Raw genomic sequence first — 17100 nt, 5'->3', positions numbered from 1 at the left:
TGGTGTGCGTCAGCCCAGGACCTTGGCGGACTCGATCACCACGGGCTCGGCGGGAACGTCCTGGTGGCCCTGGCGGCTGCCCGTCCTGACGGTCGTGATCTTGTCGACGACCTCCGTGCCCTCGGTGACCCGGCCGAACACGGTGTAGCCCCAGCCGTTCGGGGTCTTCGACGTGTAGTTGAGGAAGCCGTTGTCCGACACGTTGATGAAGAACTGGGCCGTCGCGGAGTGCGGGTCGCTGGTACGCGCCATCGCCACCGTGTAGGTCTGGTTCTTCAGGCCGTTGTCGGCCTCGTTGGGGATCGCGGCGAGGGTGGGCTTCTGGGACATGTCCTGGGTGAAGCCACCGCCCTGGACCATGAAGCCGGGGATCACCCGGTGGAAGATCGTGCCGTCGTAGTGGCCGTTGCGCACGTACGTCAGGAAGTTCTCGACGGTCTTGGGCGCCTCGGCGTCGTTGAGCTCCAGCACGACACGGCCGAAGTTGGTGTTCAGCTCGACGGACGACATCACAATCTCCTTGTTCCCGTGGGCGCTGCCCACGCGTACGGTACGGCCCGGACGGCCGCTTCTGCGGTGCGACCGAGGATCACGCGCTCGCGCGCACCAGGGAATATATGACCACAGAGGGCACACCCCGCGCGGCAGCGCCCCGGACGTCGAACGGCCATCCGGGTCAGGACCGGCGCCGCCCCGGCGGCTCAGGACGGCCACGCCGCGTCGTCGGGCGCCGGCGGCATGGCGAGGTGGGCCAGGTCGGGCGGCGGTGGCGTCGTCACCGGCCACAGCGGGGCCGCCGCCCCGTCGGCGAGCGCGGCCGGCGCGTCGGTCAGGTTCATCCGCTCGCGCAGCCGGCCGTAGAAGTCGGTCGGGCCCAGCCGGACCGCACGCAGTCTGCGCTGCGCGGCGTACACGCCGACCCAGTCCCCGGGGCTGAGCACGCCACGCAGCTGGCCGTCGATGCTGACCGCCGCCTGGCCCGACCGTTCCAGCACCCGCAGCGCGATCGGCTCGTCCGGCGCCGCCACGACCGAGCGGTTGAACACCATGTGCGGCGCGACCGGCGTGAAGACGAGGCCCTCCACCCGCGGCGAGACCACCGGGCCGCCCGCGGCGAAGCTGTACGCGGTGGACCCCGTGGGCGTGGCCACCAGCAGCGCGTCGGCCGAGTAGGCGGCCAGCAGCCGGCCGGCCAGGTAGACCCCGACCGACACCTGCCGGTCGCGCGCCAGCTTCTCCACCACCACGTCGTTCAGCGCGGTGACGTTCAGGGCCACCCCCCAGTCCCCGCCCGCCGTGCAGTCCGTCCGTACCCGGGGCGGGGGCAGCAGCGGCCCGCGCCCGTACCGCAGCAGCGCCTCCATCTGCGCCGGCACCTCCAGCCGGCACGACGCCCGCAGGGTGAGCAGCATCCGGCTCTCCACGGTGATCCGCCGCTCCCGTACGGCGTCCAGCGCGGCCCGCACCGCCGTGGCCGGCACCTCCGTCAGGAATCCGACTCGGCCCAGGTCGACGCCGAGCACCATGGCGTCGTTCTCGGCCGCCAGCCGGGCGCCGCGCAGGAACGTACCGTCGCCGCCCAGGGTGACCACCAGGTCGGGATCGCCCGCGGCATCGACCTCCTCCCGGGCGCTGTGCCGCGCGCCCTCCCGCCACACGTCGATGTCGGCGCAGGCCACCGCGTGCTCGGCGCACCACTCGCGCACGGCACGCGCGGCCGCCACCGCCTCGGGGCGCCCGCCGTGCACGACCAGGCCGACCCGGTTCACCGTCATACCCGACACTCCCGCACATCCGCCTCCCGGCCGCCTCGTCCCCGGCTGCCATCCTCGCCGCGGACCGGACCCGCCCGGCGCGCGCCACGCCGCCCGGAGCACGTCGTGGGACCCGTGACCCGCCCGGCGCGGCGCCGTACCGAACGGAGGGGCCCTGCTCACGTCACCGTCGTGTCACAGCACCGCCGCCCCGGGAACCCGTGGCCCCCGCCTCCCGGTCTGTGCACGTGAGTACCGGCACCACGCCGGTCGTCCTTGACCCGCACCGCAGATCTCGGGGGATCCCATGAAGAACCGACACGCCGGCCACGTCACCGCGGCGGCCCTGGCCGCCGTCGCCGCAACCCTCTCGCTGACGGTCTCCCAGTCGGCCAGCGCGGCACCCGCGGCCGGGACGGCCACCGCCGCGACCACGCCCACCTGCGCGGCGAAGGCACTGAAGGTGACGGCCCGACAGGCGACCGTCCGGCCCCGGGGAACCGGCACCGGCGCGGCCGTCGTCCAGTTCGCCAACACCGGCACGAAGGCCTGCGTGCTGCGGGGCCACCCGACGGTGGCCGGAGCGGCCAACGGCTCGCCCCGGCACTCCGTCCCGCTGAAGGTGACCCGCAAGGGCACCGCGTCCACCGTGCGGGTGGCGCCGGGCGGCAAGGCGTGGCTGAAGCTGACCTTCGTGCAGGTCCAGGGCGAGGGTGACGGGTACTGCGTGTCCGGCGCGACGCCCTCCGTCTACCCGACGCTGGTCGTCGGCCTGCCCGGCGCCGGAGCGCACCAGGTCGCGCTGGCCGACGGCCAGTTCGCCGAGTGCGACAACAAGGTCACCGCGACGGCGGTGTCCAAGGTGAAGCCCTCCTGAACCCCGCGGGCACCGGCGCGGCCGGTGCCCGTACCCGGCCGGTGCCCCGGTCCGGCCGCGACCGCGCGGCCGGCCGGGGCACCGCCGTCGTGTGATCTTCTCCATTGCGGCCGGGGCGCCGCCCCTGTGAGTCTCACGTCGAACGATTTTCCGAAGAACTGTTATCGGCACCGCACCTCGCGGTCTCCCAGGTAACGGACAGCATCGTTCGGCGTCGAGGACAGGGAAGCTCTGATGAGGACACAGCACACGGTGGACACGGCGGCACTGGTCGACGCCGCCCGAGCGGGGGACCCGGCCGCCCAGGACGCGCTGGTCAGCGCCTACCTCCCGCTCGTCTACAACATCGTGGGCCGGGCCCTGAACGGTTCGGTCGACGTCGACGACGTCGTCCAGGACACCATGCTCCGCGCCCTCGACGCGCTCGGCGACCTGCGGTCCCCGGGCAGTTTCCGCTCCTGGCTCGTGGCCATCGCGATGAACCGGGTCCGGGCGCACCGGCAGGACCGGCAGCACGCCCCCGGCGCCGTCGAGGAGGCCACCGATGTCGCGGACCCGGGCGCCGACTTCGTGGACCTGACCATCGTCCGGCTCCAACTGTCCGGCCAGCGCCAGGAGACCGCGCGGGCCACCCGCTGGCTGGAACCGGACGACCGTGAGGTGCTGTCGCTGTGGTGGCTGGAGTGCGCCGGTGAACTGACCCGGGCCGAGGTCACCGCGGCGCTGGACGTGCCGCCGCGGCACACCGCCGTACGGGTGCAGCGGGTGAAGGCGAGACTGGAGTCGGCCCGGGTGGTCGTACGGGCGCTCGACGCACGGCCGGTCTGCGAGGAACTGCGCGGTGTCCTCGGCTCCTGGGACGGAGCGCCGTCCCCGCTGTGGCGCAAGCGAATAGCCCGGCACGCCCGCGACTGCGCGCGCTGCGCCGGGCTGTGGAGCGGTCTGCTGCCGGCGGAGGGGCTGCTGGCCGGACTCGCGCTGGTCGGCGCGGCACCGACGCTGCTCGCGGCGGTCCGGTCCGCGACGGCCGCCCCGGCCACGACCGGCGCGGCGGCGGCCGGTTTCGCCCCGGCCGCCTCTGACCCGCTGGCGGCCCGTCCGGCCGCCTACGCCGAGGACACCGGGCACACGGCGTACTCCGGTGCGGACGCGGGTGACACGGGTGTGGGACCGGACGAAGCCGGCGGTACGGACGGTACCGGTCCCGGCAACACGCGCACCGGGACCGGTACCGGCAGGGGTTCCGGCACGCGCACCGGGCTGCGGGGCGCCCGCCGGCGCACGACGGCCCGGGACGAGGCGCGCCGGCGCCGGCGGAACCGGCGCCGGGCCGTCGGGGGAGCCGTGGTGGCCGCCTGCGTCGCGGGCGGCGGCCTCTGGTACTTCGGGACCGGCTCCGGGCCGCACACCGGGGACGTCACCGCCGAGCACACCCAGGGCGCGCCCGTCGTCGACATGGCGGCCCCCCGTCCCGTCGAGACCTCGGCGTCACCGACGGCCTCCCCGTCACCGTCCGCGTCGCACTCGAAGAAACCGAGCGCTTCCAAGAGCCCGCGCCCGGCCGGCGGCAGCCGGACACCCGAGGCCCGGCGCACCGCGCGCGTCACCCCGAGCGCCACCCCGGCCCGGCCGGCCCGGACGCAGCCGGCACCGCAGCCGGCGCCCGTGGGAACGGTGGCCCAGGTGATCGCCCTGGTGAACAAGGAGCGGTCGGCCGCCGGATGCGGTCCGGTCAGCGAGGACGCGCAGCTGGACAAGGCCGCACAGGGCCACTCCGACGACATGGCCGCCCGGAACTTCTTCGACCACACCAACCCGGACGGCGCCGGCCCCGGCGAGCGCGTCACCGCGGCCGGCTACCGCTGGTCCACGTACGGCGAGAACATCGCGCGGGGCCAGCAGACCCCGCAGGCCGTGATGGACTCCTGGATGCACAGCGCCGGTCACCGCGCGAACATCCTGAACTGTTCGTTCAAGAACCTCGGAGTGGGCGTCCACAACGGTTCCGGCGGCCCGTGGTGGACCCAGGACTTCGGCGCCCGGATGTGACGCGGGCGCCCGTCACCGGGCGGTGGCGAAGTCCTGCGTCCAGTAGCTGCCGGGCTGCGCGAGACCGACGCCGATCTCCTGGAACGAGCAGTTGAGGATGTTGGCCCGGTGGCCCGGGCTGGCCATCCAGCCCGCCATGACCTGCTCCGCCGTGCCGTAGCCGTAGGCGACGTTCTCGCCGTAGCTGCTCCAGGCGTAGCCGGCAGCCGTGATGCGGTCGCCCGGGGACGACCCGTCGGAGCCGGTGTGCGACATGTTCTGGTGGGCCGCCATGTCGGCGCTGTGCGCCTGGGCGGCCTTGGTCAGCACCGGGTCGAGGGTCAGGGCCTGGCAACCGGCCCGGGACCGCTCGGCGTTGACCAGACCCAGGATCTCCGCGGTGATCCCGGACGCCGTGGCGGCGGGCTTCGGGGTGGCCGGCGTGGCGGGGGACGCGGGGGCCGGCGCCGAGGCGGTGGCGCCGGGGGCCGCGGGAGCGGTGGTCCGCCGGGGCTCGTGGGCGGTGGCCTTTCCGGTGGGGCCCGGCCGGACCGCCGTCGTCCGCGGGGCGCTGGGAGCGGCCGTCGCCGGGGGGGCGGGCGCCGTGGCGGTCGCGGACGGGGTCGCGGTCGCGGACGGGGTGGTCCCAGGGGAGGTGGTGTGCGGCGTGGGGGCGCCGTGGCCGTTGCGGTGGTGATGTCCGCGCGTGTGCTGCCACTGCCCGGCGGGGATGCTGCTCGCGGTGGCCTGCGGCTGCCCGTCGGGGCCGTACGGCCACTCCGAACAGGCCAGGGCGACGGTCGGTACGCCCACGGCGCCGATGGCGGCGGCGGTGATGGCTATCCGCCGGTAGTGCTTGGTTCTGCGGTGCTGGCCCATACGTCAACCTCACTCGGTGATCGCCGAGCGCTCATTGTCCGGACGCCTTCACAGACAGCGCAAAGAGGCCGTCCCACTACCGTCTCTAGTAGGCCGGGGCGCCCCTTGTCAGACGGACCGGGAGGTGTTGACTTCGCGGCAGCGATGTTTGCACTCGTCTGTGGGTCCGTCAGTTGCGCGGCATCGGCGGGGAACTGGGTGAGCGGTCCGACGGCCGGTGCTTCACCGCGTACTCGGCAGTCGTGTCCACGGCAAGCCGGACAAATCGCTTATGTCAGCGGCGCGGGTTCTACTACCCGGGCCGCTTAGTGGCCGAGGCGGGTGTGACGCATATCTCGCGGGAGTCCCGTCGCCGAAAGTGCCGGCCCGCCGTGGGGGCGCAGATGTTGCCAGGTGAGGGAGGTGTGACGGACGGGTACTCGGAGGCGCGTGAGAACCCTGCGATCCATGCACGAGGAGACCTGATGAGCGAGACCACCCCGTCCCAGGCCGAGGGCGAGCCGGAGGACGACGCCCCCGAGGCGGAGCAGCCGCCGCGCACCACCCCGTCCCAGGCGGAGGGCGAGGACCCCGACGACGACGCGGAAGACGTGTGAGGGGAGGGGGCATGGGCACGGCGCACACCGGCGTCGCCGAGGTGCTGGACGCCCTGACGGACGTGTCCTATCCGGCGGACCGGGGCCGGCTGCTCGCGGCCGCGCGTGAGGCGGAGGCCCCGGACGAGGTCGTCGAGGCCCTGCGGGCCATCCCCGCCGCCGAGTACGACGGCCGGGAGGAGGTCGCGCGGGCGCTCCGGACGGCCCCGGCCGCCGACGGCGCCACCGCGCGTCGGACGGAACGAGCGCGACGCGGCGGCAGGCCCGGGGTCGCGCAGCACCTGCGTGAGGAACCCAGGACCCCGATCCACGAGGAGTTCGACCGCTGAGACCGAGCCCCGACCGGCCCGGCCGTCAGCGGTGACGTCTCGCTGCCGGCCCCGCCCGCTTCCTCACCGCCTACGGCCGTCGGCTGCGGGCCGGTCACACGGCCACTCGTGGTGGGGCGCCCTCCGGGCGCGGGTCGGCCGCGAGGGCGCCACGAGCTGGGTGGAGGCCCGGCGCCGCCGCCGCCGTCGTGCAACGAGCGCCCGGCGATCAGGCCATGTCGCCGGCTCGCCATGCTGTCGGTGGACCTGGCCGCGACCGCTCAGTCGAGGCAGAACTCGTTGCCCTCGACGTCCAGCATCGGGAGGCAGGACTCGTTGAACCCGTCGGCGCGCAGCAGCCGCACACGTACCGCGCCGAGCGCGACCAGTCGCGCGCACTCGGCCTCGAGCGCGGCCACGCGCTCCTCGCCCACGAGCCCGGTGCCGACCCGCACGTCGAGATGGACCCGGTTCTTTACGGTCTTGCCCTCGGGGACGCGCTGGAAGAACAGGCGCGGACCCACGCCCGAGGGATCGACGCAGGCGAACGCCGCACCCTGACGCTCGGGCGGCAGCGAACGGTCGAAGTCCTCCCAGGAGGCGAATCCCGGCGGTGGCGGCGGCACGACGTACCCGAGCACCTCGCACCAGAAACGCGCGACGCGTTCGGGTTCCGCGCAGTCGAAAGTGATCTGGACCTGCTTGATCGACGCCATCGGGCCATCGTAGAGCCGGCCTCCTCCGCCGTCTCCCGATATTCGCACCCGGTGCCCGGGGCACGAGGACGTGCCCCGACGCATGCCGCGCACCCCACCGGGTACGCGAGGCGGAGCACGCTCGGGCAAAGCCCTACGGCTGGCCCGTACCACCGCCGCTATCTGGGGATCTGCCATGGAGACACCCGCACACGACGACCTGCCGGCCCCTACACCGGCCCAGCGGGCGCTGGACGCGCTCGCCGTGAACGCCGAGGACCAGACCGCCCTGGACACCCTCGCCCACAGCGAGGTGCTCGTCCCGGTGCCGGACGACGCGGTCAACGGGGAGGGGGCCGACGCCTCGACGGTGGCGCTGCCCCTCCTCGAACAGCCCGGGGGTGATCCGATCGTCCCGGTGTTCACCACGGAGGGCGAGATGGCCGAACTGCTGCCGTTCGTGTCGCGCTACCGCCTGATCCCGCTCGGCGCGCTGGCCTCGCAGTGGCCCGAGGAGGACCTCTCCCTCGCCATCGACGGCAGCTCCGCCCACGGACTGACCCTCACCTCGCAGGGCGTACGCACACTGCTCGCGCGCTGAGCCCGCGACCGGTCCCCCGGGGAGGGCGCCAGAAGGCGCCTGCCGCCGGGCGGATCACCGGGTGTCCGTCCGCGTCGGGGTGGAAGGGGCTCAGCCGCCGCCGGGGTCCTCCTGCTCGGCCAGCATGCGCCGCAGCACCGCGCGCTGGAGCGGCAGCACCTCGGCGTGCAGCGCGCGGCCCCGCGCGGTCAGCGCGACCCATACGCCGCGCCGGTCCTCCGCGCACACCGAGCGCTCCACCAAGCCGTCCTTCTCCAGCCGCCCGATCAGCCGGGACAGCGCGCTCTGGCTGAGATGGACCCGTCCGACCAGGTTCTGCACCCGGCACTGGTCGCCCTCCGCGGGCGACTCGGAGGCCAGGATGTCCAGCACCTCGAAGTCGCTGGCGCCCAGGCCGTGGGGGTGCAGGGCGCGGTCGATCTCGCACATCGTGCGCGCGTGCACCGTGAGAATGTCCCGCCAGCGTTCCTCTAGCCGGGTCTCGGCCGTCTTCACTGCCATACCGGCACGGTAGCACCGATCCGGCCAATTGTTGAGTATGCAACTAATGGTCGGGGCGTGGCCGGCCCGGCCCTCAGGCGGCGGGGTCCTGGAGCAGTCCCACCAGGTTGCCGTCGCCGTCCCGCACCGAGGCGATCAGCCGGCCGCCGCCGACGTCCTGCGCGCCCTGGAGCAGCTCCGCGCCGGCGTCCACCAGGGCCGCGAGCCGCTTCTCGAGGTCGGTGACGTGCCAGTACGGCACCGGCCCGGTCATGCCCTTCGCGTGCCCGTTCGGGTCCAGGCCGACGTCCTGCCCGGCGGCCTTGTAGCCGACGTAGTAGGGCTCGTCCGCGTACGGCTCGACGCCCAGCAGCGCGGAGAACAGGGCCTTGGCCCGGTCCAGGTCCCGTACCGGATAGATGATCGTCTGGAGACCTGCGGTCATGGGGCTCAACTCCTTGCGGAAGCGTGACCCGGCGGGTTCCCGCCGGTGCTCCCAACCTAGGCCCGCGGTGCCCGCCACGGCTTCTCCGATCCTGACCGCCTACGGGCCCCCGCCGATGATCCTGACCGCCCGCCGGCCCCCCACCGATGCCGTCAGGCGGAGTCGCGCCGGACCAGCTCCGTCGGCAGGATCACCGCCGCCGGGTCCTCGCCGCCGATCTGCGCGAGCAGCACCCGCACCATCTCGGCGCTGATCCGGTCCCACGGCTGCCGGATCGTGGTGAGCGCCGGAGTGGCGGCGGTGGCCGCCGGCGAGTCGTCGAAACCACCGACGGCGATGTCCTCCGGCACCCGCTTCCCGGCCCGGTGCAGGGCCGCCAGCACGCCCCGCGCCATCAGGTCGGAGGCGACGAACACGGCGTCCATGTCGGGCGTCCGCGCCAGGAGCCGCTCCGCGCCCGCCTCACCGCTGGCCCGGCTGTAGTCGCCGGGGACGACGAGGCGCTCGTCGGCCGCGATGCCCGCCTCGGCGAGGACCTCGCGGTACCCGGCGAGGCGTTCCACACCGCCGGGGGTGTCCAGCGGGCCGGTGACCACGCCGATCCGGCGGCGGCCCAGCGACAGCAGGTGCCGGACCATGTCCCGGGCGCCGTCCCGGTCGTCGGCGGCCACGTAACCGACCTTCGAGCCGAGTCCGATCGGCTTGCCGCAGGCGACCAGCGGCACCCCCGCCTCCCGCAGTTCCTCGGCGACCGGATCCCCCGAGTGGCTCGAGACCAGCAGCACCCCGTCGACGTGCCCGGCGGTGATGTACCGCGTGATGCGGCGCCGTTCGTCCCGCGTGCCCGCCAGCATCAGCAGCAGCGGGATGTCGTGCGCGGCCAGCGCCTGGGTGCAGCCCCGCAGCAGGACGTTGAAGTTGGGGTCCTCGAAGAACCGCTCCTGCGGCTCGGTCAGCAGGAAGCCGACCGAGTCCGACCGTCCGGTGATCAGGGAACGGGCGTGCCGGTTGACGACGTAACCCGTCCTGCGGATCGCGGCGTCGACCGCCTCCTGGGCCGCGGGGCTCACGTGGTGCCCGCCGTTGAGCACACGCGAGACGGTGCCGCGCGAGACACCCGCCTCGCGCGCCACGTCGTGGATCGTCGGCGGTCTGCGCCGGCCCCCCGTTTGGCTCATGGTCATGACTTTACGGCCCCGGACAGCAGGTCCAGGCTCCAGAAGCGCTGGACGACCAGGAAGAGGGCGATCAGGGGGAGGACCGCCAGGAAGGCGCCCGTGATCACCAGGGTGTACAGCGCGGGGGTGTTCGAGCCCTGCTCCAGCAGTGTGTACAGACCCAGTGTGAGCGGGAACTTCTCATCGTCGCTGAGCATGATGTACGGCAGCAGGAAGTTGTTCCACACCGCCACGAACTGGAACAGGAACACGGTGACCATGCCGGGGACCATCATCGGCAGCGCGATCCGGGTGAAGATCCGCCACTCGCCCGCCCCGTCCATCCGCCCGGCCTCCACCACGTCGGCCGGCACGGCGGCGGACGCGTAGACCCGGGCGAGGTAGACGCCGTACGGGGACAGGATCTGCGGCAGCAGCACGGACAGGTAGGAGTCCGTGAGGTCGGCCTCGGCCAGCAGCAGGTACTGCGGGATCGCGAGGATCACCGGTGGCATCAGCACACCCGCGAGCAGCACGTCGAACATCGTCTCGCGGCCCCGGAACCGGTACGTCGCCAGCGCGTACCCGCTGACCGCGGACACGGCCGTCGACAGCAGGGCGCCCAGACCGGCGTACAGCGCGGAGTTGCCCATCCACGTCCAGTAGACGCCGTCCCGGTAGGCGTTCAGGTCCGCGAGGTTGCCGGTGAACCCGGTGCCCGGCAGGAACGTGAAGGTGGAGAACAGCTCGTGCCCGGACTTGGTGGACGCGATCACCACCCAGGCGACCGGCAGCAGGGTGTAGACCGCGCCGAACAGCAGGGTCGCCGTCGGGACCAGCGCGATCCGGCGGCGCCGCGGCGGCCCCTGCGCCGTACCCGGGGTGGTGCCCGCGGCCGGGGCGGCCTCGCGGACGGCGAGCGTACTCATCCTGCTCCTCCTCGACTGACGTCCCGCTTCTCGCGGCGGTTCGCGGCCCGCAGGAAGCCGAACGACAGCAGCAGCGTGACGACGGCGATCAGCGTCGCCTCGGCCGCCGCCGAGTAGATGTCGTTGCGGCCGAAGGCGTCCTGGTACACCTTCATCAGCGGACTCCAGGTCGTGCTCACGGAGTTGGTGAGCGGCTTCAGGGTGGTCGGCTCGTTGAACACCTGGAGCGTCGCGATGATCGAGAAGAAGAAGGTCAGCACCAGCGAGGGCGCCACCATCGGGATCTTGATCCGCAGCGCGATCTGCGTGGGGGTGGCGCCGTCCAGCTTCGCCGCCTCGTACACCTCCGCCGGGATGGACCGCAGCGAGGTGTAGATGACGATCATGTTGAAGCCGGTGCCGCCCCAGACCGCGATGTTCGACAGGGCCAGGAACAGCGGACCGCCGTCCAGCAGGTCCGGCTGCGGCAGGCCCAGCCGGCCCAGCACGAAGTAGAACGGGCTGACGTCCGGCAGGTACAGGAAGCCCCACAGCAGCGCGGCCACCACGCCGGGGACGGCGTACGGCAGGAAGATCGCGAGCCGGGTGACCGGGGCCAGCCGCACCTTCTCGGCGTCCAGCATCAGCGCGAACAGCAGCGCCAGGCCCAGCATCACCGGGACGACGACGCAGCCGTAGCCGAGCACGCGCAGCGCGCCCCGCAGCAGCTCGCTGTCCCGGAAGGCCTCCGTGTAGTTCTGGAGGCCCGCCCACACCTCGGTGCGGGCGCCCGAGCCGAGGCCCAGCCCCGACACGTGCGCCTTGCGGAGGCTGAGCCAGACCGCGTAGCCGATGGGCAGTGCGAAGAAGAGGACGAACAGCACGGTCGCGGGGACCAGGAAGACGTACGGCGCGCTCCGCGCCCGGCGGACGGGGCGGGCGGAGGACCGGCCGTACGGGACCCCCTCGGTCCCGTACGGCGTCCGGCCTGCGGGGGTGCTCACCGGGAGACCTCGAAGCCCTGCTTCTTCAGGTCGGCGACCGTGTCGTCCTGCATCGTCCGCAGGGCGGCGGTGAAGTCCGTCCTGTTCTTCGCGGCGGCGCCGAAGGCGTCCTTGAAGGACGTGTAGGCGACGTTCACGTTCGGGCCCCATGCGGACGGCGCGGTGGTCTTCGCGATGGCGGCGGCCCTGGTGTAGAAGTCCGGCTGGTCGGCGAAGAACGCCGGCGGCTCGGAGAAGGCGCCGCTGAGCTGGGCGGAGGTGGAGGCCGGGTAGATGCCGCTCTCCCTGGCGAGCGCGTTCAGGGCGTCGCGGTCGGTGTTCAGCCAGGTGGCGAACCGGGCGGCGGCCTCACGGTGGGCGGAGTCGGTGGTGACCGCCGTCGAGGAGCCGCCCCAGCTTCCGGTGGCGTCCTGGTCCGGTGACCACTGGGGGAGCGGGGCCATGGCCCACTTGCCCTTGGTGTCCGGTGCCGCGGTGGTCAGCGTGCCCGGCGCCCACACGGCGCTCACCCAGGCGATCTGCTTGCCGGTGTCGAGGGCCTTGTTCCAGGAGGGCGTGTACATCGGCTGGTTGTCGATGACGCCCTCCTTGACCAGGCCGCCCCAGAACCCGGCGACCTTCCGGGTGGCCGCGTCGTCCATGGCGACCTTCCACTTGTCACCGGAGGTGGTCCACCACTTGGCCCCGGCCTGCTGGGCGAGCCCCGCGAAGAGGCCCGAGTCGTTGGCGGAGAAGGTGGTGAGGTCCCTGTCGGGGGCCTTCTCCTTCAGCCGGCGTGCCGTCTCGGCGAACTGGTCCCAGGTGGTCGGGACCTTCAGGTCGTACTTCTCGAACAGGTCCTTGCGGTAGTAGAACATCATCGGGCCGATGTCCTGCGGCACCGCGTAGACGGCGTCCGTGCCGAGCGTGCTCTGCTGCCAGACGCCGTCGGCGAACTCGCCCCGGGCGTCCCCGACCTCCGCGGAGATGTCGGCCAGCGCGTCGTTGCTGACCAGGGTGGGGAGCGCCTGGTACTCGGCCTGCACGAGGTCCGGAGCCTTCTTCGCCTTGTGCGCGGTGAGGATCTTGGTGACCAGCGTGTCGCCGGATGCCTGCTTCTTCACCGTGACCGTGATGCGGTCCTTCCTGCCCGGCCCCTTGTTCCACAGGTCGACGACCTTGTCCATGCCGGGGGTCCACGTCCAGTACGTCAGCGAGACGGGACCCGACTCGGCCTTGCCGCCGTCCTCGGAACCGCAGGCCGCGAGGGTGGTGGCGCCGAGCGAGACGGCGAGGGCGGTCGTCACGAGGCGACGGCGCTTCGGGTGCGGCATGGTTTCTCCCCTGACCTGGGTCCCCGCCCGCTGCGGGGACCTGCCATGCAGATGTGCACGTTCACATGAATGGGGCGCTCTCAATTGAGTAGTGCCTGCCATGCTTCTGTGAGCGTTCACAGTAGAGAAACATCCCGGACACTTGTCAATGGTTGTTGCTGTGCGGTTATGTTGGGCTCGCGCCGCCGACGATGTGTGTGCACGTTCCCAAATGATCGATTCTCCCGGGAGGCATCCATGCCTGACGTCAGCCCCAGGGGCCTCACCAGGCTCGCCTTCGGCGGGGACTACAACCCCGAGCAGTGGCCCGAGTCCGTCTGGCAGGAGGACGTCCGGCTGATGCGCGAGGCCGGCGTCACGATGGTCAGCGTCGGGATCTTCTCCTGGGCCCTGCTCGAACCCGCCCCCGGGGAGTACGACTTCGGCTGGCTGGACCGGGTCATCGCGCTCCTGCACGAGCACGGCGTCCGCGTCGACCTCGGCACACCGACCGTCGTGCCCCCCGTCTGGTTCTACCGGGCGCACCCCGAGGCGCTGCCGGTCACCGCGGACGGCGTGCGCTACGAGTTCGGCTCGCGCGGCGCGATCTGCCACAGCAACGCCGACTACCGGGCCGCCGCCGCGACCGTCACCACCGCACTGGCCGAGCGCTACGGCGACCACCCGGCGCTGGCGATGTGGCACGTCCACAACGAGTACGGCGTCCCCGTCTCGGCCTGCTACTGCGACTCCTGCGCGGCCCACTTCCGCCGCTGGCTCGCCGACACCTACGGCACGGTCGACGCCGTCAACGCGGCCTGGGGAACCGCCTTCTGGGGCCAGCGCTACACCGCCTTCGAGCAGATCAACCCGCCCCGCGCCACCCCGACCGCCGGCAACCCCGGCCAGGCGCTGGACTACCGGCGCTTCGCCGACGCCACCGTCCGGGAGAACTTCCGCGCCGAACGGGACATCCTGCACCGCCTGTCACCGGGCGTCCCGGTCACCACCAACTTCATGACCGCGCTCAGCCAGTGCGACTCCATGGACTACTGGGCCTGGGGCCGCGAGGTCGACCTCGTCACCAACGACCACTACCTGATCACCGACGGCCGCCGCACCCACGTCAACCTCGCCATGGCCGCCGACCTCACCCGCTCGGTCGCCGGCGGCGCCCCCTGGCTGCTCCTGGAGCACTCCACCTCGGGCGTCAACTGGCAGCCCCGCAACCCCGCCAAGGCCCCCGGCGAGATGGCCCGCAACTCCCTCGCGCACATCGCCCGCGGCTCCGAGGGCGCGATGTTCTTCCAGTGGCGCCAGTCCCGGCGCGGCGCCGAGAAGTTCCACTCCGCGATGCTGCCGCACGGCGGCACCGACACCCGCGTCTGGCGGGAGGTCGTCGAACTCGGCGCGTCCGTCGACCGGCTGAGCTCCCTGCGGGGCACCCGCACCCGGGCCGACGTGGCCATGCTGTGGGACTGGCAGTCCTGGTGGGCGCAGAACCTCGCCTGGCGCCCCAGCGAGGACCACGACCCGCGCGAGCGCGCCGACTCCTTCTACGAGGCCCTCTACGACCGCCACCTCACCGTCGACTTCGCCCACCCGGAAGCCGACCTGTCGGCCTACCCCCTCGTCGTCGTCCCGGCCCTGTACCTGATGACCGAGGCGGCCGGCGACAACCTCCGGGAGTACACGGAGAACGGCGGCACGCTCCTCGTGTCGTACTTCTCCGGCATCGTCGACGAGCACGACGCCGTGCACGAAGGCGCCTGTCCGGGTGTGCTGCGCGACGTCCTCGGCCTGACCGTGGAGGAGTTCTCGCCGCTGCTGGAGGGCGACCGCGTACGCCTCACCGCCGCGGACGACTCCGCGCTGACCGGGGACGTGTGGAGCGAGTTCGTCGTGCCGCGCGGCGCCGAGACCGTGTGGACGTACGCCGACGGACTCGCCGCGGGCCGCCCGGCCGTCACCCGGCACCGCACCGGCCGGGGCACCGCCTGGTACGTCTCCACCCGCCTGGACGCCCGGGGCCTGGACGCGGTCCTCGCCCGGGCGGCCGCCGACGCCGGGATCACGCCCCGCGCCGGCCTGCCCCGCGACGTCGAGGTCGTGCGCCGCGACGGACCGTCGGGCACCTACCTCTTCGTCCTCAACCACACCGCCGGCGACACCAAGGTGCCGCTGGACACGCCCGGCACCGAACTGCTGACGGGCGAACGCGCCGCGGGCCGCCTCGCGGTCCCGGCGGGCGCCGTCCGGGTCGTACGACTCGACGGCTGAGCCGGCTCCCCTCCGCCCGTGCGTGCCACGAGGGCCGCGGGCGGAGGGGCCCTCCTCCGGCCCCACCGCAGGACACCCTCCCCAGTTACGTCGAAGGGACGACGGACGACGATGTTCCATCCCAGACGCACCCTCAGGGCCGTGCTGCCGCCGCTCGCGGCCGGGCTCGCCCTCACGGCCCTGCCCGCCCAGACCGCCCACGCCGCGAGCACGCTCACCAACGCCGGCTTCGAGTCCGGCGGTGCGGGCACGGCCACACCCGCCGGCTGGTCGGAGTACGGCGACACGGCCGCCTCGTACACCGAGTCCGGCGGCCACGACGGGAGCTACCGCCTCACCCACTACTCGGCGTCCGCCTACAAGGTGGAGACCTACCAGCACCTGTCCGGTCTGACCGACGGCGACCACACCCTCACGGCGTGGGTCCGGTCCAGCGGCGGACAGAACGCCGCGTACCTGGCGCTCAGGAACTGCGGCGGCGCGGAGCAGCGCACCGATCTCCCGGTCTCGTCCACCGGGTGGATCCGGATCGTCACCCCGATCAAGGTGATCAACCATCAGTGCACCATCAGCATCTACAGTGACGCGCACGCCGGCAACTGGATCAATGTCGACGATCTGACCCTCACGTCCGGCACCACCGGCACCTCCGTCCACGGCGCCGACATCTCCTCGCTCGCCAAGAGCGAGGCGGAGGGCGGTGTATACCGGACCGCTTCCGGCGCGGCCGGGGACGCGCTGGCCGTCCTGCGCTCGTCCGGCATGAACTACGCACGCCTGAAGGTCTGGGTGAATCCCGCCGACGGCTTCAACGACAAGGCGCACGTCCTCGCGATGGCCCGGCGCGTCAAGGCGCGGGGCATGAAGCTCCTGGTCGACTTCCACTACTCGGACACCTGGGCCGACCCGGGCGCCCAGTCGAAGCCGGCCGCCTGGTCCGGCCACGACTACAGCGGGCTGAAGACGGACGTGTACCGGCACACGTACGACGTGTTGAGCGCCCTGAAGGCTCAAGGCACCACCGCCGACATGGTCCAGGTGGGCAATGAGATCAACGGCGGCATGCTGTGGTCCGAGGGATCCACCGACGACTGGGACCAGCTGGCCGGACTGCTCGACTCGGGCTACGACGCCGTCAAGGCGGTCGACCCGTCCACCGTCGTCGCGCTGCACCTGGCCAAGGGCGGGGACAGGGCCGGCACCGAGTGGTGGTTCGACAACGCGGTCGCGCACGGCGTGCGGTTCGACGCGATCGGGTTGTCGTACTACGGCTACTGGCACGGCCCGCTCGCCGACTTCCAGACCACCCTGGACGACGCGGCCGCCCGCTACCGCAAGCCGGTCTTCGTCGCCGAGACCGCGTACCCCTTCCGTCTCGACAGTGACGACCAGCTCACCGACCAGATCGACACCACCGGCGAACTGGTCCCCGGCTACCCGGCGACCCCGGCCGGCCAGACCAAGTGGATGAACGACGTGGCGAGCATCGTCGAGGCCGTCCCGGGCGGGCGGGGCCTGGGCGTCTTCTACTGGGAGGCCACCTGGACCGCCGTCCCCGGCAACGGCTGGGACCCGGCCGACGCCACCTCCGGCAACGGCTGGGAGAACCAGGCCCTCTTCGGCTACGACGACCGGGCCCTGCCCTCGATGTCCTGGTTCCGGCACCGCTGAGCCCTGCGTCGCGGGGGGGGGGGGGCCCCCCGCCCCCCGCGCCCCCCCCCCCCCCGCGGGGGGGGGGCCCCCCCCCCCCCCCCCCCCCCCCCCCCCCCCGCCCCCCCCCCCCCCCCCCCCCCCCC

At 72.9% G+C, this 17100-nt stretch carries 17 protein-coding genes; 7 read left to right on the top strand and 10 right to left on the bottom strand.

Features of this window, described 5'->3' with window-relative positions:
• Positions 1-9 precede the first annotated feature (9 nt).
• Together ACIQVT_RS25415 and ACIQVT_RS25410 are read right to left on the bottom strand one after the other, a co-directional pair.
• Positions 10-510, bottom strand: a complete 501-nt coding sequence (locus ACIQVT_RS25415) for a peptidylprolyl isomerase (protein WP_403758340.1) — start codon at positions 508-510, stop codon at positions 10-12.
• Between the two features lie 191 nt (positions 511-701).
• Positions 702-1775 (bottom strand): NAD(+)/NADH kinase, encoded by a 1074-nt coding sequence (locus ACIQVT_RS25410; protein WP_403758337.1) that lies wholly within the window; start codon positions 1773-1775, stop codon positions 702-704.
• A 286-nt stretch (positions 1776-2061) separates the two neighbouring features.
• Between ACIQVT_RS25410 and ACIQVT_RS25405 the strand changes: the two genes are divergently transcribed.
• Positions 2062-2631, top strand: a complete 570-nt coding sequence (locus ACIQVT_RS25405) for a DUF4232 domain-containing protein (RefSeq protein WP_403758334.1) — start codon at positions 2062-2064, stop codon at positions 2629-2631.
• Between the two features lie 234 nt (positions 2632-2865).
• Positions 2866-4680, top strand: a complete 1815-nt coding sequence (locus ACIQVT_RS25400; RefSeq protein WP_403758331.1) for a sigma-70 family RNA polymerase sigma factor — start codon at positions 2866-2868, stop codon at positions 4678-4680.
• Positions 4681-4692: 12 nt separating this feature from the next.
• Here ACIQVT_RS25400 and ACIQVT_RS25395 read toward each other — a convergent pair whose 3' ends face one another.
• Positions 4693-5538 carry a CAP domain-containing protein gene (locus ACIQVT_RS25395; RefSeq protein ID WP_403758328.1) on the bottom strand — a complete coding sequence of 282 codons (846 nt, stop codon included), beginning with the start codon at positions 5536-5538 and terminating at the stop codon, positions 4693-4695.
• 464 nt (positions 5539-6002) lie between these two features.
• Between ACIQVT_RS25395 and ACIQVT_RS25390 the strand changes: the two genes are divergently transcribed.
• Positions 6003-6134: a hypothetical protein gene (locus tag ACIQVT_RS25390; protein WP_403758325.1), complete on the top strand. Its 132-nt coding sequence runs from the start codon at positions 6003-6005 to the stop codon at positions 6132-6134.
• 11 nt (positions 6135-6145) lie between these two features.
• Positions 6146-6463 carry a DUF2795 domain-containing protein gene (locus ACIQVT_RS25385; RefSeq protein ID WP_403758322.1) on the top strand — a complete coding sequence of 106 codons (318 nt, stop codon included), beginning with the start codon at positions 6146-6148 and terminating at the stop codon, positions 6461-6463.
• A gap of 260 nt (positions 6464-6723) precedes the next feature.
• On the opposite strand, the gene ACIQVT_RS25380 is transcribed toward ACIQVT_RS25385, so the two are convergent.
• Positions 6724-7158: a VOC family protein gene (locus ACIQVT_RS25380; RefSeq protein WP_403758319.1), complete on the bottom strand. Its 435-nt coding sequence runs from the start codon at positions 7156-7158 to the stop codon at positions 6724-6726.
• Between the two features lie 175 nt (positions 7159-7333).
• On the opposite strand from ACIQVT_RS25380, the gene ACIQVT_RS25375 reads away from it, so the two are divergent.
• Positions 7334-7738 carry an SseB family protein gene (locus tag ACIQVT_RS25375; protein ID WP_403758316.1) on the top strand — a complete coding sequence of 135 codons (405 nt, stop codon included), beginning with the start codon at positions 7334-7336 and terminating at the stop codon, positions 7736-7738.
• A gap of 90 nt (positions 7739-7828) precedes the next feature.
• On the opposite strand, the gene ACIQVT_RS25370 is transcribed toward ACIQVT_RS25375, so the two are convergent.
• The 6 genes from ACIQVT_RS25370 to ACIQVT_RS25345 all read right to left on the bottom strand — a co-directional run bounded on the left by ACIQVT_RS25370 (position 7829) and on the right by ACIQVT_RS25345 (position 13045).
• Positions 7829-8239 carry a MarR family winged helix-turn-helix transcriptional regulator gene (locus ACIQVT_RS25370; RefSeq protein WP_403758313.1) on the bottom strand — a complete coding sequence of 137 codons (411 nt, stop codon included), beginning with the start codon at positions 8237-8239 and terminating at the stop codon, positions 7829-7831.
• 73 nt (positions 8240-8312) lie between these two features.
• On the bottom strand, positions 8313-8663 hold the full coding sequence (locus ACIQVT_RS25365; protein ID WP_403758310.1) for a VOC family protein: 351 nt from the start codon (positions 8661-8663) through the stop codon (positions 8313-8315).
• A 152-nt stretch (positions 8664-8815) separates the two neighbouring features.
• On the bottom strand, positions 8816-9847 hold the full coding sequence (locus ACIQVT_RS25360) for a LacI family DNA-binding transcriptional regulator (RefSeq protein ID WP_403758307.1): 1032 nt from the start codon (positions 9845-9847) through the stop codon (positions 8816-8818).
• Positions 9844-10749, bottom strand: a complete 906-nt coding sequence (locus ACIQVT_RS25355; RefSeq protein ID WP_403758304.1) for a carbohydrate ABC transporter permease — start codon at positions 10747-10749, stop codon at positions 9844-9846. Before ACIQVT_RS25355 ends, ACIQVT_RS25360 begins: the two co-directional genes overlap by 4 nt.
• Positions 10746-11627 (bottom strand): carbohydrate ABC transporter permease, encoded by an 882-nt coding sequence (locus tag ACIQVT_RS25350; protein ID WP_403758673.1) that lies wholly within the window; start codon positions 11625-11627, stop codon positions 10746-10748. Before ACIQVT_RS25350 ends, ACIQVT_RS25355 begins: the two co-directional genes overlap by 4 nt.
• 101 nt (positions 11628-11728) lie before the next feature.
• The gene (locus ACIQVT_RS25345) at positions 11729-13045 is read right to left on the bottom strand and encodes an ABC transporter substrate-binding protein (RefSeq protein ID WP_403758301.1); all 1317 of its coding nucleotides are present in this window, start codon (positions 13043-13045) and stop codon (positions 11729-11731) included.
• 237 nt (positions 13046-13282) lie between these two features.
• Here ACIQVT_RS25345 and ACIQVT_RS25340 point away from each other — a divergent pair, with 237 nt between their 5' ends.
• A complete protein-coding gene (locus ACIQVT_RS25340; protein WP_403758295.1) occupies positions 13283-15304 on the top strand; it encodes a beta-galactosidase in 2022 nt (673 codons plus the stop codon).
• A gap of 111 nt (positions 15305-15415) precedes the next feature.
• Positions 15416-16975, top strand: a complete 1560-nt coding sequence (locus ACIQVT_RS25335) for an arabinogalactan endo-beta-1,4-galactanase (RefSeq protein ID WP_403758292.1) — start codon at positions 15416-15418, stop codon at positions 16973-16975.
• Positions 16976-17100 lie beyond the last annotated feature (125 nt).

The organism is Streptomyces sp. NPDC100445, assembly GCF_044759735.1.
Classification (GTDB): Bacteria; Actinomycetota; Actinomycetes; order Streptomycetales; family Streptomycetaceae; genus Streptomyces.
Note: the sequence above shows the minus strand (reverse complement) of the source record. Positions and strands in the feature narration are given on the sequence as shown.

Coding starts and splice junctions, on each gene's coding strand:
- ACIQVT_RS25415 (WP_403758340.1), bottom strand. CDS start 510: ATGTCGTCCGTCGAGCTGAACACCAACTTCGGCCGTGTCGTGCTGGAG.
- ACIQVT_RS25410 (WP_403758337.1), bottom strand. CDS start 1,775: ATGACGGTGAACCGGGTCGGCCTGGTCGTGCACGGCGGGCGCCCCGAG.
- ACIQVT_RS25405 (WP_403758334.1), top strand. CDS start 2,062: ATGAAGAACCGACACGCCGGCCACGTCACCGCGGCGGCCCTGGCCGCC.
- ACIQVT_RS25400 (WP_403758331.1), top strand. CDS start 2,866: ATGAGGACACAGCACACGGTGGACACGGCGGCACTGGTCGACGCCGCC.
- ACIQVT_RS25395 (WP_403758328.1), bottom strand. CDS start 5,538: ATGGGCCAGCACCGCAGAACCAAGCACTACCGGCGGATAGCCATCACC.
- ACIQVT_RS25390 (WP_403758325.1), top strand. CDS start 6,003: ATGAGCGAGACCACCCCGTCCCAGGCCGAGGGCGAGCCGGAGGACGAC.
- ACIQVT_RS25385 (WP_403758322.1), top strand. CDS start 6,146: ATGGGCACGGCGCACACCGGCGTCGCCGAGGTGCTGGACGCCCTGACG.
- ACIQVT_RS25380 (WP_403758319.1), bottom strand. CDS start 7,158: ATGGCGTCGATCAAGCAGGTCCAGATCACTTTCGACTGCGCGGAACCC.
- ACIQVT_RS25375 (WP_403758316.1), top strand. CDS start 7,334: ATGGAGACACCCGCACACGACGACCTGCCGGCCCCTACACCGGCCCAG.
- ACIQVT_RS25370 (WP_403758313.1), bottom strand. CDS start 8,239: ATGGCAGTGAAGACGGCCGAGACCCGGCTAGAGGAACGCTGGCGGGAC.
- ACIQVT_RS25365 (WP_403758310.1), bottom strand. CDS start 8,663: ATGACCGCAGGTCTCCAGACGATCATCTATCCGGTACGGGACCTGGAC.
- ACIQVT_RS25360 (WP_403758307.1), bottom strand. CDS start 9,847: ATGACCATGAGCCAAACGGGGGGCCGGCGCAGACCGCCGACGATCCAC.
- ACIQVT_RS25355 (WP_403758304.1), bottom strand. CDS start 10,749: ATGAGTACGCTCGCCGTCCGCGAGGCCGCCCCGGCCGCGGGCACCACC.
- ACIQVT_RS25345 (WP_403758301.1), bottom strand. CDS start 13,045: ATGCCGCACCCGAAGCGCCGTCGCCTCGTGACGACCGCCCTCGCCGTC.
- ACIQVT_RS25340 (WP_403758295.1), top strand. CDS start 13,283: ATGCCTGACGTCAGCCCCAGGGGCCTCACCAGGCTCGCCTTCGGCGGG.
- ACIQVT_RS25335 (WP_403758292.1), top strand. CDS start 15,416: ATGTTCCATCCCAGACGCACCCTCAGGGCCGTGCTGCCGCCGCTCGCG.